General features: G+C 51.5%; 12 protein-coding genes. 9 read left to right on the forward strand and 3 right to left on the reverse strand.

Annotation, left to right across the window (positions count from 1 at the left end; genetic code table 11):
* The 3 genes from dapD to map all read right to left on the reverse strand — a co-directional run bounded on the left by dapD (position 1) and on the right by map (position 4,475).
* Positions 1-828 (reverse strand): 2,3,4,5-tetrahydropyridine-2,6-dicarboxylate N-succinyltransferase, encoded by an 828-nt coding sequence (gene dapD, locus A8F97_RS01845; protein WP_015731012.1) that lies wholly within the window; start codon positions 826-828, stop codon positions 1-3.
* Positions 829-856: 28 nt separating this feature from the next.
* A complete protein-coding gene (glnD, locus tag A8F97_RS01850) occupies positions 857-3,568 on the reverse strand; it encodes a bifunctional uridylyltransferase/uridylyl-removing protein GlnD (protein ID WP_014700912.1) in 2,712 nt (903 codons plus the stop codon).
* A 112-nt stretch (positions 3,569-3,680) separates the two neighbouring features.
* On the reverse strand, positions 3,681-4,475 hold the full coding sequence (map, locus tag A8F97_RS01855) for a type I methionyl aminopeptidase (RefSeq protein ID WP_005975905.1): 795 nt from the start codon (positions 4,473-4,475) through the stop codon (positions 3,681-3,683).
* A 347-nt stretch (positions 4,476-4,822) separates the two neighbouring features.
* On the opposite strand from map, the gene rpsB reads away from it, so the two are divergent.
* The 9 genes from rpsB to bamA all read left to right on the forward strand — a co-directional run bounded on the left by rpsB (position 4,823) and on the right by bamA (position 15,231).
* Positions 4,823-5,548 (forward strand): 30S ribosomal protein S2, encoded by a 726-nt coding sequence (rpsB, locus tag A8F97_RS01860; protein WP_010284816.1) that lies wholly within the window; start codon positions 4,823-4,825, stop codon positions 5,546-5,548.
* Positions 5,549-5,682: 134 nt separating this feature from the next.
* Positions 5,683-6,534 carry a translation elongation factor Ts gene (gene tsf, locus A8F97_RS01865; protein ID WP_014700911.1) on the forward strand — a complete coding sequence of 284 codons (852 nt, stop codon included), beginning with the start codon at positions 5,683-5,685 and terminating at the stop codon, positions 6,532-6,534.
* 153 nt (positions 6,535-6,687) lie between these two features.
* Positions 6,688-7,413, forward strand: a complete 726-nt coding sequence (pyrH, locus tag A8F97_RS01870) for a UMP kinase (RefSeq protein WP_005975910.1) — start codon at positions 6,688-6,690, stop codon at positions 7,411-7,413.
* Positions 7,414-7,538: 125 nt separating this feature from the next.
* A complete protein-coding gene (gene frr / locus A8F97_RS01875) occupies positions 7,539-8,096 on the forward strand; it encodes a ribosome recycling factor (protein WP_005975911.1) in 558 nt (185 codons plus the stop codon).
* 251 nt (positions 8,097-8,347) lie between these two features.
* Positions 8,348-9,544: a 1-deoxy-D-xylulose-5-phosphate reductoisomerase gene (ispC, locus tag A8F97_RS01880; RefSeq protein ID WP_014700910.1), complete on the forward strand. Its 1,197-nt coding sequence runs from the start codon at positions 8,348-8,350 to the stop codon at positions 9,542-9,544.
* A gap of 198 nt (positions 9,545-9,742) precedes the next feature.
* Complete coding sequence (gene ispU / locus A8F97_RS01885; RefSeq protein ID WP_014700909.1) at positions 9,743-10,504, forward strand: (2E,6E)-farnesyl-diphosphate-specific ditrans,polycis-undecaprenyl-diphosphate synthase; 762 nt, start codon at positions 9,743-9,745, stop codon at positions 10,502-10,504.
* A gap of 9 nt (positions 10,505-10,513) precedes the next feature.
* Positions 10,514-11,371 carry a phosphatidate cytidylyltransferase gene (gene cdsA / locus A8F97_RS01890; protein ID WP_014700908.1) on the forward strand — a complete coding sequence of 286 codons (858 nt, stop codon included), beginning with the start codon at positions 10,514-10,516 and terminating at the stop codon, positions 11,369-11,371.
* A gap of 21 nt (positions 11,372-11,392) precedes the next feature.
* A complete protein-coding gene (gene rseP, locus A8F97_RS01895; protein WP_014700907.1) occupies positions 11,393-12,748 on the forward strand; it encodes a sigma E protease regulator RseP in 1,356 nt (451 codons plus the stop codon).
* 35 nt (positions 12,749-12,783) lie between these two features.
* A complete protein-coding gene (gene bamA, locus A8F97_RS01900; RefSeq protein WP_033071847.1) occupies positions 12,784-15,231 on the forward strand; it encodes an outer membrane protein assembly factor BamA in 2,448 nt (815 codons plus the stop codon).
* Positions 15,232-15,312: the final 81 nt, after the last annotated feature.

The raw sequence follows: 15,312 nt of genomic DNA on the forward strand, positions 1-15,312 counted from the left end.
TTAGTCGATGGAGCGTAATAACTCATTGATGCCCACTTTACCGCGGGTTTTCGCATCCACTTTCTTCACAATGATGGCACAGTACATGCTGTGGCTACCATCTTTGGACGGCAGGTTGCCGGAAACCACGACGGAGCCAGCGGGCACTCGGCCATAGTGAATTTCACCGGTTTCACGATCGTAAATACGAGTGCTTTGGCTGATGAACACGCCCATGGAGATGACCGAACCTTCTTCAACGACAACGCCTTCTACTACTTCAGAACGCGCACCGATGAAGCAGTTGTCTTCAATGATGGTTGGGTTAGCCTGTAACGGTTCCAAAACGCCACCGATACCGACACCGCCGGACAGGTGAACATTTTTACCGATTTGGGCGCAGGAACCAACGGTTACCCACGTATCCACCATAGTGCCTTCGTCGACATAAGCACCGATGTTGACGTAAGACGGCATCAGCACGGTATTACGTGCGATATAGGCACCGCGACGCACGCTGGCTGGCGGTGCAACGCGCACGCCTTCACGCTGGAAACGCGCTTCATCATAGTCAGCAAATTTCATTGGCACTTTGTCGAAAAAGCGTGTTTCTCCGCCTTCGATAAGGTGGTTATCATTAATACGGAAAGAGAGCAGCACGGCTTTCTTCAGCCACTGATGGGTAACCCACTGGCCGTCGATTTTTTCTGCAACGCGCAGGGCGCCGCTATCTAACAGGCTGATGGCCTGAGTAACGGCTTCACGCGTGACGGTGTCTGCGTTTGCCGGAGTGATTTCTGCGCGGCGCTCGAAAGCCGTTTCAATGATGTTCTGTAATTGTTGGTGCATCCTGATTTCTCTTTCCTGATTGTAAAAATTAACTCAATGGTACTTTATCGTTTGGGTTAAGGGCTTCTGTCAACCGTTCTTGCAATTTAAGGCGCAAATCCGGCTTCAATGCTCGCCTGTCGCTGTCGGCCAGGATGAAAAGATCTTCCACCCGTTCGCCGATTGTCGAAATACGTGCGCCATGCAGCGACAGATTAAGATCGGCAAAAATCTCGCCGATTCGTGCCAACAGCCCCGGTTGATCGAGTGCGCTGAGCTCCATGTAGCTGCGTCTGTCCGTATGCGTCGGCAGGAAGTTGACTTCGGTTGGCACGCTGAAGTGACGTAGTTTAGGCGACGGCCTACGCACCCGTGGATGCTGGTAGTGTCGGTGGGTCAGCGACTGCTCCAGCGCCTGGCGTATCATTTCATGCCGATCCTGCGCCAGCGGGCTGCCATCCGGTTCTAGCACGATAAACGTATCCATCGCCATGCCGTCGCGGCTGGTAAAAATCTGTGCGTCGTGCACGCTGAGGTTACGTCGGTCTAATTCACCGGCGACGGCCGCGAAAAGATAAGGCCTGTCCGGGCTCCAGATAAAAATCTCGGTGCCGCCACGACTGGCCTGATGGCTGATTAGCACCAGCGGTTTGTCGGTATCATGCTCCAGCAGGTGGCGCGCGTGCCAGGCAAGCTGGTTCGGTGAGTGGCGCAGGAAATAATCGGCCCGACAGCGGCTCCAGATGTGGTGCAACGCCTCTTCGTCAATGTTATCCATGCGCAGCAGAGCCAGCGCCTGCAAGCGATGATGCCGGACGCGTTCACGTAAATCCGGCGTATTTTGCATGCCACGGCGTAGCTGTTTCTCGGTAGCAAAATAGAGTTCCCGCAACAGACTCTGCTTCCAACTGTTCCACAGCGTTTCATTAGTGGCGCAGATATCCGCAACCGTCAGGCTGACCAGATAGCGTAAGCGGGTTTCGCTTTGTACTTCCGTAGCAAATTGCTGAATAACCGTGGGATCTTGAATATCGCGGCGCTGTGCGGTGACGGACATCAGCAAGTGGCAGCGTACCAGCCAGGACACCAACTGGGCTTCGCGCGAGTTCAGCCCGTGCAGCGCGGTAAATTCCAGTACGTCCTGCGCACCCAATTCAGAGTGATCGCCCCCACGGCCTTTGGCGATATCGTGGAACAGCGCGGCCAGCAGTAATAATTCAGGCTGAGGCAGGCGAGGGTAGAGCTCTACGCACAGCGGATGCAGTGGTCGCGTATTCTCGTCGGCGAAGCTTTCCAGCTTGAGCAGAACGCGGATCGTGTGCTCATCCACCGTATAGGCGTGAAACAGATCGAACTGCATCTGACCAACAATATTCCCCCATAGCGGCATATAGGCCCACAGCACGCTATGACGGTGCATCGGCAGCAGCGCACGGCTTACCGCATGCGGATGGCGCAGAATATTCATGAACAACTGGCGCGCTTCTGGGATGGTACAAAGCGGGCTGGCGAGATGGCGACGTGCATGGCGCAACTGGCGCAATGTGGTGGAATAAATGCCGCTGATGTCGCGGTTGCGCACCATCAGGTAGAACATACGCATGATGGCTTCTGGCTTTTTGATAAACAAGTTTTCATCACGCAGGTCTACCAGATTGCCGCGTAGCTGGAATTCATCGTCTATCGGGCGGGGTTTTTCACTCGCATCCAGCGCCAGAATCGCTTCGTCAAAGAGTTGTAACAGCATCTGGTTCAACTCGCTGACGCGACGCGTCATGCGGTAGAAGTCTTTCATCATTCGCTCGACTGGCGTGTTACCTTCGCCCTGATACTGCAACAGTTGCGCGACGTTAAGCTGTCTGTCGAACAGCAGTCGGTTGTCGTAACGCGGCAGGATCAGGTGCAGAGCGAAGCGGATACGCCACAAAAAGCTCTGGCATTCGTTAAGCTCTTTACGCTCGGCCTCTGTCAGAAAGCCGAAACCCACCATTTCGTTGAGCGACGTTGCGCCGAAGTGGCGTCTTGCTACCCACAGCAGCGTATGAATATCGCGTAGCCCACCTGGACTGCTCTTGATATCGGGTTCCAGGTTGTAGCTGGTGCTGTGATAGCGTTGATGGCGTTCCTGTTGTTCGATAATTTTTGCTGGGAAAAACGTGGAGGACGGCCAAAATTCATCACTGAAGACGTGTTTTTGCAGCGTGAGAAATAGGGCAACATCGCCGCATATCATGCGGGATTCAATCAGGTTGGTCGCGACAGAGATATCCGCACGCCCTTCTTGCAAGCACTCTTCCAACGTTCTGACGCTATGGCCGACTTCCAGCTTTAAATCCCACAGTAGGGTAATGAATTGGCCGACGCGCTGGGAATGTTCTTCACTAAGTTCTGTCTGGCTCAATACCAGCACGTCGATATCGGAAAGTGGGTGCAATTCACCGCGGCCATACCCACCAACCGCAACGAGTGCGGTTTGTGCAATATTCTCAAAACCGTGGAAGTACCACAGCCGCTGCAACAGGCGATCGATGAATAAGGTTCTGGCATCAATCAGCTTTTCCGCACTGACGCCGGAACGAAATTCTGAACCGAGCCAGAGCTGGAATAGCTCCAACTGCTGTTTCAACGCCTGACAGTTCAACATGTCATCGGCGTAGGTCAGCGGTGAAGCAGGGGGCTGTGCTGCAATGGCGTCTACAGGGCTGTCGGGTGAGGACGCATCAGGTGGCGTCTTGTCTGGTGAAAAGCGTTTATCTGTCATAGCGCAGCCCATAAAAAAACGCAGAGCGCGTTTCTCAACGTCGCTTGCGACGGCCCGGAGGGGGCGTGCTTTCTGCACGCCATAAAAAAGCCGGCATTTGCCGGCTTAGTGTTTACTGCTCATGAGTGATGATGTTGGGGATAGTGTCATCCTTTCGCAACGTCATTATTTCGCAGCCGTTATCGGTTACCACAATAGTATGCTCGTACTGTGCCGACAAGCTACGATCTTTGGTTTTTACCGTCCAACCGTCTTTCATTGTACGGATGCGGTAATCACCTGCGTTAAGCATGGGCTCGATCGTAAAGGCCATTCCCGCCTGCAACACCACGCCGCCGTCATCTGCATCGTAGTGCAGAACTTGCGGTTCTTCGTGGAAGCCCTTGCCGATGCCGTGGCCACAATACTCACGTACTACAGAGAAGTTGTTCCCTTCCGCAAACTGCTGGATCGCTTTGCCCAAGGTGCGCAGGCGAATCCCCGGCTTAACCATCTTCAGTGCCAGATAGAGGCTTTCCTGTGTGATGCGGCAGAGACGCTCACCCAGAATGGTAGGCTTGCCCGCGATAAACATGGTTGACGTATCGCCGTGGAAGCCGTCTTTGATCACGGTGACGTCGATGTTGACGATATCGCCGTCTTTCAGGATCCGCTCTTCGCTAGGGATGCCGTGACATACCACTTCATTGATGGAAATGCAGACGGATTTCGGGAAACCGTGGTAGCCCAGGCAAGCAGAAATAGCCTGCTGCTTGTTGGTGATGTGATCGTGACAGATTCGGTCTAACTCGGCGGTACTCACGCCGGGTACGACGTGAGGTTCGATGATTTCCAGGACTTCGGCAGCCAGACGACCAGCTACGCGCATTTTTTCGATGTCTTCAGGGGTTTTGATTGAAATTGCCATTGATAATTGTCCGCAGGTGCCTGCTAAGCACGAAAATTAAGAGCGATAACTAATAACTTATGTTACCAGCCATGCCGCTGGCTTGCCAAATTATCATTCTGATTTGTAGACCATTGAATAACAAATGTTGGTGTCGTGGGGGGATTTATGGTATAAAGCGCGCCGATGATCCGGCTGGATAACGGTTATACGGTATTCGACTACATCATCGACTAAACTCACTTTGTGTAAATAACACACACATGTCGGCACGTTCGCCGGGGTGCTCCTGAGGTGTTTCACCGGATGGGGTCGGCGCAATGGGACATGTGGAGGCATAACCCCATACTTAATTAATAGAGGTAATCATGGCAACTGTTTCCATGCGCGATATGCTCAAGGCTGGCGTACACTTTGGTCACCAGACCCGTTACTGGAACCCGAAAATGAAGCCATTCATCTTCGGTGCGCGTAACAAAGTTCACATCATCAACCTTGAAAAAACCGTACCAATGTTCAACGATGCTTTGGCTGAACTGAGCAAAATTGCTTCTCGCAAAGGCAAAATTCTGTTCGTTGGTACTAAACGCGCAGCAAGCGAAGCGGTAAAAGATGCAGCCAACAACTGCGATCAGTTCTTCGTGAACCATCGCTGGTTGGGCGGTATGCTGACTAACTGGAAAACCGTTCGTCAGTCCATCAAGCGTTTGAAAGATCTGGAAACCCAATCTCAAGACGGCACGTTCGACAAGCTGACCAAAAAAGAGGCGCTGATGCGCACTCGTGAACTGGACAAGCTGGAAAACAGCCTGGGCGGTATCAAAGATATGGGCGGTCTGCCAGACGCGCTGTTCGTTATCGACGCCGATCACGAGCACATCGCAATCAAAGAAGCTAACAACCTGGGTATTCCGGTATTCGCTGTGGTTGATACCAACTCCGATCCGGATGGCGTTGACTACATCATCCCTGGTAACGATGACGCAATCCGTGCAGTTAGCCTGTACCTGAGCGCTGTTGCTACTGCTGTCCGCGAAGGCCGTTCTCAAGATCTGGCTGTGCAGGCAGAAGAAGGCTTAGTAGAAGCTGAATAATAAGTCTGGCTCGTTGAGCCCTTATTAACCAGGTAGTACTAGTTTGGTTAGGGGCCTTTTTATGGCCCCTTTTTCACTTTTAAAGCTGTTTGGTCGTGACGGCCGGGCAGAACAAATCTTCCGAGGATTTTAGAATGGCTGAAATTACCGCATCCCTGGTAAAAGAGCTGCGTGAGCGTACCGCTGCAGGCATGATGGAATGTAAGAAAGCGCTGGTTGAAGCTAATGGCGACATCGAGCTGGCAATCGAAAACATGCGTAAATCTGGCGCGATTAAAGCGGCGAAGAAAGCAGGTAACGTTGCTGCTGATGGCGTGATCAAGACTAAGATCGACGGTAACTACGCTGTGATCCTGGAAGTTAACTGCCAGACCGACTTCGTCGCTAAAGATGGTGGTTTCCAGGCGTTTGCTGACAAAGTGCTGGACGCTGCGGTTGTAGGCAAAATCACTGACGTCAACGTGCTGAAGGCGCAGTTCGAAGAAGAGCGTGTTGCACTGGTTGCTAAAATCGGTGAGAACATCAACATTCGCCGCGTTTCTGCTCTGGAAGGCGAAGTGCTGGGTAACTACCAACACGGTGCGCGCATCGGTGTTCTAGTTGCCGCTAAAGGCGCTGATGAAGAGCTGGTTAAGCACCTGGCTATGCACGTTGCTGCAAGCAAGCCTGAATTCGTTAAACCAGAAGACGTGTCTGCTGAAGTGGTAGAGAAAGAGTACCAGGTTCAGTTGGAAATCGCGATGCAGTCTGGCAAACCGAAAGAAATCGCAGAGAAAATGGTTGAAGGCCGTATGAAGAAATTCACCGGTGAAGTTTCTCTGACTGGCCAGCCTTTCGTTATGGATCCAGCTAAGTCTGTTGGCCAACTGCTGAAAGAGCACAACGCTGATGTGACTAACTTCATCCGTTTCGAAGTGGGTGAAGGCATTGAGAAAGTTGAGACTGACTTTGCTGCTGAAGTTGCAGCAATGAGTAAGCAGTCTTAATAGTAAAAAAAGAGCCGCCAGTTGGCGGTTCCTTTTTATCCAGCCCCAATAGTTTTAGTTCGCTTGGCTTCCTGCATTCAGGTAGGGGCCAGGTGGAATAGTGTTGATTTTTACAACCCCCAATACGACGACAGCCTGTAGGATAAGAACACCATGGCAACCAATGCAAAACCCGTCTATCAACGAATCCTGCTGAAGCTCAGTGGCGAAGCTTTACAGGGAACTGAAGGTTTTGGTATCGATGCGAGTATTCTGGATCGCATGGCTCAGGAAGTGAAAGAACTGGTTGAGTTAGGCATTCAGGTCGGTGTGGTTATCGGCGGTGGTAACCTGTTTCGTGGCGCGGGTCTGGCTAAAGCGGGTATGAACCGCGTTGTGGGCGACCACATGGGGATGCTGGCGACCGTCATGAATGGTCTGGCAATGCGTGATGCGTTGCACCGTGCCTATGTGAACGCTCGCCTGATGTCTGCGATCCCCCTGAATGGCGTTTGTGACAACTACAGTTGGGCGGAAGCAATCAGCCTGCTGCGTAATAATCGCGTGGTGATTTTCTCCGCCGGAACCGGTAACCCTTTCTTTACTACGGATTCCGCAGCTTGTCTGCGCGGCATCGAGATTGAAGCGGATGTCGTATTGAAAGCGACCAAGGTCGATGGCGTCTATTCTGCCGATCCGGTACAAGATCCTTCTGCGACAATGTACGAAACGCTAACTTATCAAGATGTGCTAGAACGTGAACTGAAAGTGATGGATCTTGCTGCATTCACGCTGGCTCGTGACCATAATTTGCCGATCCGCGTTTTCAACATGAACAAACCTGGCGCACTGCGTCGCGTTGTCATGGGTGAAAAAGAAGGGACGTTAATCAGTCAGTAACTCAAGTTATGGGGTAATATATTGTCAGTATTGCTCCATACGCCAGCCAAGCGCTGGTATTAATTATTCACCGGGCTATGTACTGACATGGCCTGCCAGGCAACCAGTTTTCAAGGGTTCACAACGTGACTAATGAAATCAGAAAAGATGCTGAAACGCGCATGGACAAATGTGTTGAAGCGTTTAAAAACCAGATCAACAGAATCCGTACTGGCCGTGCATCGCCAAGTATTCTTGACGGCATTCAGGTTGAATACTATGGCAGTGCAACGCCATTGCGCCAACTCGCTAACGTTGTGGTAGAAGATTCTCGCACGTTGGCCATTTCGGTATTCGATCGTTCACTGGGCCCAGCGGTCGAGAAAGCGATTATGGCTTCCGATCTCGGCCTGAACCCGTCTTCTGCGGGTACTGTAATCCGCGTTCCGTTGCCACCGCTGACGGAAGAACGTCGTAAAGATCTGATCAAAGTGGTTCGTGGCGAAGCAGAACAGGGGCGTATCTCTGTACGCAACGTGCGCCGCGATGCTAACGACAAGTTTAAAGCATTGTTGAAAGACAAAGCGATCAGTGAAGATGAAGAGCGTCGTGCTCAGGATGATGTGCAGAAATTGACTGATAACTTCATCAAGAAAGTGGACGTGGCACTGGCAGAAAAAGAAGCGGAGCTGATGGAGTTCTAATCAGCCTGCTAGATAGTGCGTCGCAGGAAACTTGTGGGTTTGCCCCTTTTTTCGGCGGCGCTTTATTTTTATATAATGCGCGTTATGTCATCAATGGGTGAAGGCTAGCCCCTCTGGGCAGTAAACAATTTTTTGCCATGTATATACCTGCAAGCGTCATGGCTGTGATCGATAGCAGAGATATATCATGGTAATCGTCTCAGACTCGTGTACCTTCCTGTCATCAAATCCGGTTATTCAGAGCATTTTTAATGAAGCAACTGACAATTCTTGGTTCCACCGGCTCTATTGGCGTTAGTTCTCTGGCGGTAATTAAAGCTAACCCCGATAAATTTGCCGTGCGTGCGCTATCCGCTGGGTATAACGTCAAACTGATGGTGGAGCAATGCCTCACTTTCCAACCTGCCTATGCCTCAATGGCTGATGAAGCTTCTGCAACGGTTCTGCGCCAGCAGTTGGCGGAATACGGCTGTAAAACAGAGGTGCTGGCGGGCGTTCAGGCAGCGTGTGATCTTGCTGCATTGGATGGCGTCGATCAGGTCATGGCCGCGATTGTGGGAGCTGCTGGGCTACTGCCGACATTGGCTGCAATCCATGCGGGAAAACAGGTTTTGTTGGCGAATAAAGAATCACTGGTTACCTGTGGACGTCTCTTTATGGACGCCGTAGCACAAAGTGGTGCGCAGCTTTTACCGATTGATAGTGAACATAATGCGATTTTTCAGAGTTTACCTGAGCAAATTCAACGCCAATTAGGTTACGCTTCATTGTCGCAACATGGGGTTGAACGCATTATTTTGACCGGTTCTGGTGGGCCTTTTCGTGAAACGTCGGTGTCGGCGCTGGCGGATATGACGCCGGATCAGGCATGTGCGCATCCAAACTGGTCAATGGGGCGCAAAATTTCGGTTGATTCAGCCACGATGATGAACAAGGGGCTGGAGTATATTGAAGCACGTTGGTTGTTTAATGCCTCTGCTGAACAGATGGAAGTCATTATTCATCCGCAATCGGTGATTCATTCTATGGTGCGTTATCGTGATGGTAGCGTTCTGGCGCAGTTGGGCTCGCCCGATATGCGCACGCCGATTGCCCATGCGATGGCGTATCCCGAACGTGTGACATCGGGCGTAAAATCGTTAGATTTTTGCCAGATTGGTGCGCTGACATTTTTAGCGCCGGACTATGCACGCTATCCTTGTTTACAGTTGGCGATTGACGCTTGTCATCATGGTCAATCGGCTACCACGGCATTGAACGCTGCAAATGAAATTGCAGTAGCGGCATTTTTGCAGTCGCAGATACGCTTTACGGATATCGCGGCGGTAAATCGGGATGTCATTGAACAACTTACACTGCCAGAGCCTGCCAGTGTTGACGATGTTCTGTTTATCGATCGCTGGGCCAGACAGGCCGCAGCACAGACTCTGACACATTACACACGATAGTCGGATAGGCCCGTGGCACGATTTGTTCATGTGCGGTTGAGGTGGTATAGTCTGCGCCACTCAATAGTTGATTAGGCGAAATTTGTTTAATTGACTGTGACGCTAAGCCGTGATCGTTCACGGCTTTTTTTGCGCTAACGGGGTCTGATGTTACGGAAGGACTGTTGTATTTCTTGCTTGAGGAAATAAGTACGCGTTATGCCGTCCGATAATCAAAAAAATATTCACGATCTGCCACCCGCTGGGCCACGGCATGTTGCCATTATCATGGATGGCAATGGTCGCTGGGCGAAAAACCGGGGGAAAATGCGGATTTTTGGCCATCAGGCTGGTGTAAAGGCCGTGCGACGTTCAGTCAGTTTCGCCGTGAGCCAAGGGCTTGACGCTCTGACACTTTATGCATTTAGCAGTGAAAACTGGAACCGTCCGGCGCAGGAAGTCTCCGCACTTATGGAACTGTTTGTTCGGGCGTTGGATAGCGAAGTGAAAAGCCTGCACAAGCACAATGTTCGCTTGCGGGTGATTGGCGATATCGGCCGTTTCAGCCCACGTTTACAAGAGCGAATTCGTCGTTCAGAGACGCTGACAGAAAAGAATCAGGGGCTCACACTCAATATTGCCGCGAATTATGGCGGCCGTTGGGATATTATTCAGGGAGTACGGCAACTTGCAGAGCAGGTGCAGGAAGGTATTCTTCGCCCTGATAGCATTAATGAAGCGTCATTATGTCAGTACATCTGTCTGAATGATCTGGCTCCGGTTGATTTGGTGATCAGAACCGGTGGGGAACACCGCATCAGTAATTTTCTTCTGTGGCAAATTGCTTATGCTGAACTTTACTTTACTGATGTCCTCTGGCCTGATTTCGATGAACAAGTCTTTGAAGGTGCGCTGAATGCTTTTGCACAACGCGAGCGCCGCTTCGGGGGAACAACACCTATCGATGCTGATGCATCCTAGGGGGAACTTTTGCTGAAGTATCGCCTGATTACTGCTTTTATTTTGATCCCGATTGTTATTGCAGCGTTGTTCTTGCTGCCTCCTTTGGGATTCACGCTTGTTACGCTGGCTGTTTGTATGCTGGCGGCATGGGAATGGGGTCAACTGGCGGGGTTTGCCTCCTATGGCCAACGCCTGTGGCTCGCGATCCTGTGTGGTTTCTTACTGGCGCTGATGCTGTTATCGCTCCCGGCTTACCATTATTCTGTCCATATTCCGCAAATCAGTATCGCGCTTTGGTCATCACTGGTGTGGTGGAGTGTGGCACTACTGTTGGTTCTGTTTTATCCGACTTCAGCCTCATTCTGGCGTCATTCACGCACATTGCGACTGGTGTTCGGTATCATGACTATCGTGCCGTTTTTCTGGGGTATGGTCGCGCTTCGTCATTACAATTATGCGATGAATCCTTTTGCCGGTGCCTGGTGGCTGCTGTACGTCATGCTGCTGGTCTGGGGTGCAGACAGCGGAGCCTACATGTTTGGCAAACTGTTTGGTAAACGTAAGCTCGCGCCAAAGGTTTCGCCGGGCAAAACCTGGGAAGGCTTTCTCGGTGGTCTGGCAACCTCAGCGCTAATCTCTCTGCTGTTTAGCCTTTATGCACCATTAACGGTGGCAGCATCGACGTTGTTAATTTGTTCTATTGTCGCCGCGCTGGCCTCGGTACTGGGTGATTTGACGGAAAGTATGTTCAAACGCGAGGCGGGCATCAAAGACAGTAGCCATTTGATTCCGGGGCATGGTGGCGTGCTCGATCGTATCGATAGCCTGACGGCTGCGGTTCCTGTGTTCTCTTGCCTGATGCTGCTGCTGTTTAAAGTAGCTTAGAATAAAGCGGTAGAGCTATTTATGTTGAGTTTTCTCTGGAATCTTGCCGCGTTTATCATTGCACTCGGTGTGCTGGTCACCGTCCATGAATTTGGACATTTCTGGGTGGCACGCCGTTGTGGTGTGAAGGTAGAGCGCTTCTCTGTCGGTTTCGGCCGCGCCCTATGGCGCCGTCGCGATCGTACTGGTACAGAATTCGTGATTGCGCTGATCCCGCTTGGCGGCTACGTGAAGATGCTGGATGAGCGTGTCGACACGGTAGCGCCAGAATTTCGTCACCAATCCTTTAACAGCAAAACGGTCTGGCAGCGTGCGGCTATCGTCAGTGCCGGTCCGATCGCTAATTTCCTGTTTGCCATTGTGGCGTACTGGCTGGTGTTCATTCTCGGCGTTCCTGGCGTGCGTCCGGTTGTGGGTGAAATACTGCCCAACTCCATCGCGGCGCAAGCGGAAATGTCGGCAGGAATGGAACTAAAGTCCGTTGATGGTATCGAAACGCCTGATTGGGATACCGCGCGTCTGGCGATGATCGGTAAAATCGGTGACAGCGATGTCGTGATCGGAACCGCACCTTTAGGCTCTGACCGTGTCGTCCAGAAAACCCTGGATTTACGCGAGTGGCAGTTTGAACCTGATAAGCAAGATCCGGTTGCTTCGCTCGGGATTATCCCACGCGGCCCGCAAATTGAACCGGTACTGAATCAGGTGCAGGCTGGCTCGGCAGCGGAAAAAGCAGGTTTGCAAGTCAGAGATAGGATCGTTAAAGTCGACGGGCAGGCTTTAGTACATTGGCGTGATTTTGTCATCGCCGTGCGTGATAACCCCGGACAATCTATTGCGCTGGAGGTGGAACGAAATGGCGAAGTAGTGCCGTTAACGTTAACGCCAGACAGCAAATCTGTGGGAAATGGCAAAGTTGAAGGGTTGGCCGGCGTTATGCCAAGCGTGACGCCGCTGCCCGAAGAATACAGGACTGTGCGCCAGTATGGGCCGTTCAGCGCTGTCTATCAGGCAACAGATAAAACCTGGCAACTGATGAAGTTGACCGTCAGTATGTTAGGCAAACTGGTTATGGGTGATGTTAAGCTGAATAACCTGAGTGGTCCCATTTCGATTGCTCAGGGTGCAGGAATGTCAGCAGATTATGGATTGATTTATTACCTGATGTTTTTGGCCTTAATCAGCGTCAATTTGGGGATCATCAATCTGTTTCCTCTGCCGGTATTGGATGGTGGACACCTGCTCTTTCTTGCGGTTGAAAAGCTGAAGGGTAGGCCGGTTTCTGAGCGTGTGCAGGACATTAGCTATCGTATTGGCACAGTATTGCTGATGTTGTTAATGGGACTCGCACTTTTCAATGATTTCTCGCGTCTCTAGGCGCGGGATTAGGTTAGGAAAAACGCATAACAACGATGGCGATCAAAAAGTTGCTCATAGCGTCGCTGCTGTTTAGCAGCGCAACCGTATACGGTGCAGACGGGTTCGTAGTGAAGGACATTCATTTCGAGGGCCTGCAAAGGGTTGCCGTCGGGGCGGCACTCCTCAGTATGCCTGTCCGCGTTGGCGATACCATCGGTGACGATGATATCGGTAACACTATCCGTGCCTTGTTTGCGACCGGAAATTTTGAAGATGTTCGCGTCCTGCGCGACGGCGAAACGCTGATTGTGCAGGTGAAAGAACGTCCGACAATCGCCAGCGTCACGTTTTCCGGCAATAAGTCAGTCAAAGACGACATGCTGAAAGAAAACCTGGAAGCCTCTGGCGTGCGCGTTGGTGAAGCGTTAGACCGCACGGCGCTCACCAGCATCGAAAAAGGACTGGAGGATTTCTATTACAGCGTGGGTAAGTACAGTGCGTCGGTGAAAGCCGTTGTCACGCCATTGCCACGTAATCGCGTAGACCTGAAACTGGTCTTCACGGAAGGTGTGTCGGCCCAAATCCAGCAGATTAATATTGTCGGTAACAAAGCGTTCAGTTCCGACGAATTGATCTCGCGTTTTCAACTGCGTGATGAAGTGCCGTGGTGGAACGTGGTCGGTGACCGTAAATACCAGAAACAGAAACTGTCTGGCGATCTCGAAACCCTACGCAGCTTCTATCTGGATCGCGGCTATGCGCGTTTTAACATCGATTCCACTCAGGTGAGCCTGACGCCAGATAGAAAAGGCATCTATATCACCATTAATATGACGGAAGGTGAGCAGTACAAGCTGTCCGGCGTTGCGGTGAAAGGTAACCTGGCGGGGCACTCTGCGGAAATCGAAGGGCTGACGAAAATCGAATCGGGTGAACTCTACAACGGGACGAAAGTCACCCGCATGGAAGAGGACATCAAGAAACTGCTGGGTCGTTATGGCTATGCCTATCCGCGAGTGGTCACACAGCCGGACATTAATGATGCAGACAAGACGGTGAGATTAAACATCAACGTCGATGCAGGTAACCGCTTCTATGTGCGTCATGTTCGCTTTGACGGCAATGATACTTCTAAAGATTCTGTTCTGCGCCGTGAAATGCGCCAGATGGAAGGTGCCTGGTTAGGTAACGATCTGGTTGAGCAGGGCAAAGAGCGTCTAAACCGACTGGGGTACTTTGAAAGCGTTGAGGTAGAAACGCAGCGCGTTCCCGGTGTGGCCGATCAGGTTGATGTGACGTATAAAGTTAAAGAGCGTAATACGGGTACATTCAACTTTGGTGTTGGTTTCGGTACGGAAAGCGGCGTGAGTTTCCAGGCTGGGGTTCAGCAGGACAACTGGCTGGGAACAGGTAACTCTGTTGGTATCAGCGGGACTAAAAACGACTACCAAACGTATGTTGAGCTGTCACTGACCGACCCGTATTTTACCGTTGATGGCGTTAGCCTCGGTGGCCGCATCTTCTATAACAAATTTGAAGCGTCTGACGCCGATCTGTCCGACTACACCAACGTGAGTTATGGCGTTGGCAGCACCTTGGGTTTCCCGATTAACGAGAATAACTCACTGCGTGTCGGTCTGGATTATGTGCATAACGACCTGTCGGACATGAGACCGCAGGTGGCGATGTGGCGTTATCTGGATTCCGTGGGTGTCAATCCATCCGTGGTTGGCGAGAACGTCAAATCCAGCGCTGACTTCAAAGCGAACGATTTCTTCCTGAATACCGGATGGTCGTATAACAATCTGGATCGCGGCTACTTCCCGACGAAAGGCACACGTGCGTCTGCGAATGCCAAGATTGCCGTACCGGGTTCGGATAACGAATACTACAAACTGACGTTTGATTCGGCGAGCTACTACCCATTGAGCGATAGCGGTAACTGGGTGGTGATGGGCCGTACGCGCGCAGGTTTTGCGGATGGTATCGGTAGCAAAGAAGTGCCGTTCTACGACAACTTCTATGCAGGTGGTTCCAGTACGGTACGTGGCTTCCAGTCGAATACGATTGGGCCTAAAGCAGCGTATTATCAATGCCGTCCAGCAACGCCGGGTGGAGCTCTCCCACCTTCTTATTCTGGTTGTGGTATTGATAAAACCAATCTGGATGATGCCGTTGGTGGTAACGCGATGGCGGTGTTGAGTGCGGAACTGATCGTACCGACGCCATTTATCAGTGACAAATACGCGAGCTCTGTGCGTACTTCCTTCTTTGTGGATGGCGGTACGGTATGGGATACCAACTGGAAAAATACGCAAGCAACTATTGATGCAGGCGTGCCAGATTACAGCAAGGCGAGCAATTTCCGTGTTTCCAGCGGTATCGCATTGCAGTGGATGTCTCCGCTTGGGCCATTGGTCTTCTCCTATGCCCAGCCGGTTAAAAAGTACGATGGAGACAAGTCGGAACAATTCCAGTTTAACATTGGCAAAACCTGGTAGTGTGACGTCCATAGGTCGTATGCAGGGAATGTTGCATCGCTGTTCATTGGCGTGAATGCTGGAAATCCAGTTGACGCCCTG

Origin of the sequence: Pectobacterium parmentieri (assembly GCF_001742145.1) — a bacterium.
GTDB lineage: Bacteria > Pseudomonadota > Gammaproteobacteria > Enterobacterales > Enterobacteriaceae > Pectobacterium > Pectobacterium parmentieri.

Coding starts and splice junctions, on each gene's coding strand:
- map (WP_005975905.1), bottom strand. CDS start 4,475: ATGGCAATTTCAATCAAAACCCCTGAAGACATCGAAAAAATGCGCGTA.
- tsf (WP_014700911.1), top strand. CDS start 5,683: ATGGCTGAAATTACCGCATCCCTGGTAAAAGAGCTGCGTGAGCGTACC.
- dapD (WP_015731012.1), bottom strand. CDS start 828: ATGCACCAACAATTACAGAACATCATTGAAACGGCTTTCGAGCGCCGC.
- ispU (WP_014700909.1), top strand. CDS start 9,743: ATGCCGTCCGATAATCAAAAAAATATTCACGATCTGCCACCCGCTGGG.
- rseP (WP_014700907.1), top strand. CDS start 11,393: ATGTTGAGTTTTCTCTGGAATCTTGCCGCGTTTATCATTGCACTCGGT.
- glnD (WP_014700912.1), bottom strand. CDS start 3,568: ATGACAGATAAACGCTTTTCACCAGACAAGACGCCACCTGATGCGTCC.
- pyrH (WP_005975910.1), top strand. CDS start 6,688: ATGGCAACCAATGCAAAACCCGTCTATCAACGAATCCTGCTGAAGCTC.
- rpsB (WP_010284816.1), top strand. CDS start 4,823: ATGGCAACTGTTTCCATGCGCGATATGCTCAAGGCTGGCGTACACTTT.
- bamA (WP_033071847.1), top strand. CDS start 12,784: ATGGCGATCAAAAAGTTGCTCATAGCGTCGCTGCTGTTTAGCAGCGCA.
- ispC (WP_014700910.1), top strand. CDS start 8,348: ATGAAGCAACTGACAATTCTTGGTTCCACCGGCTCTATTGGCGTTAGT.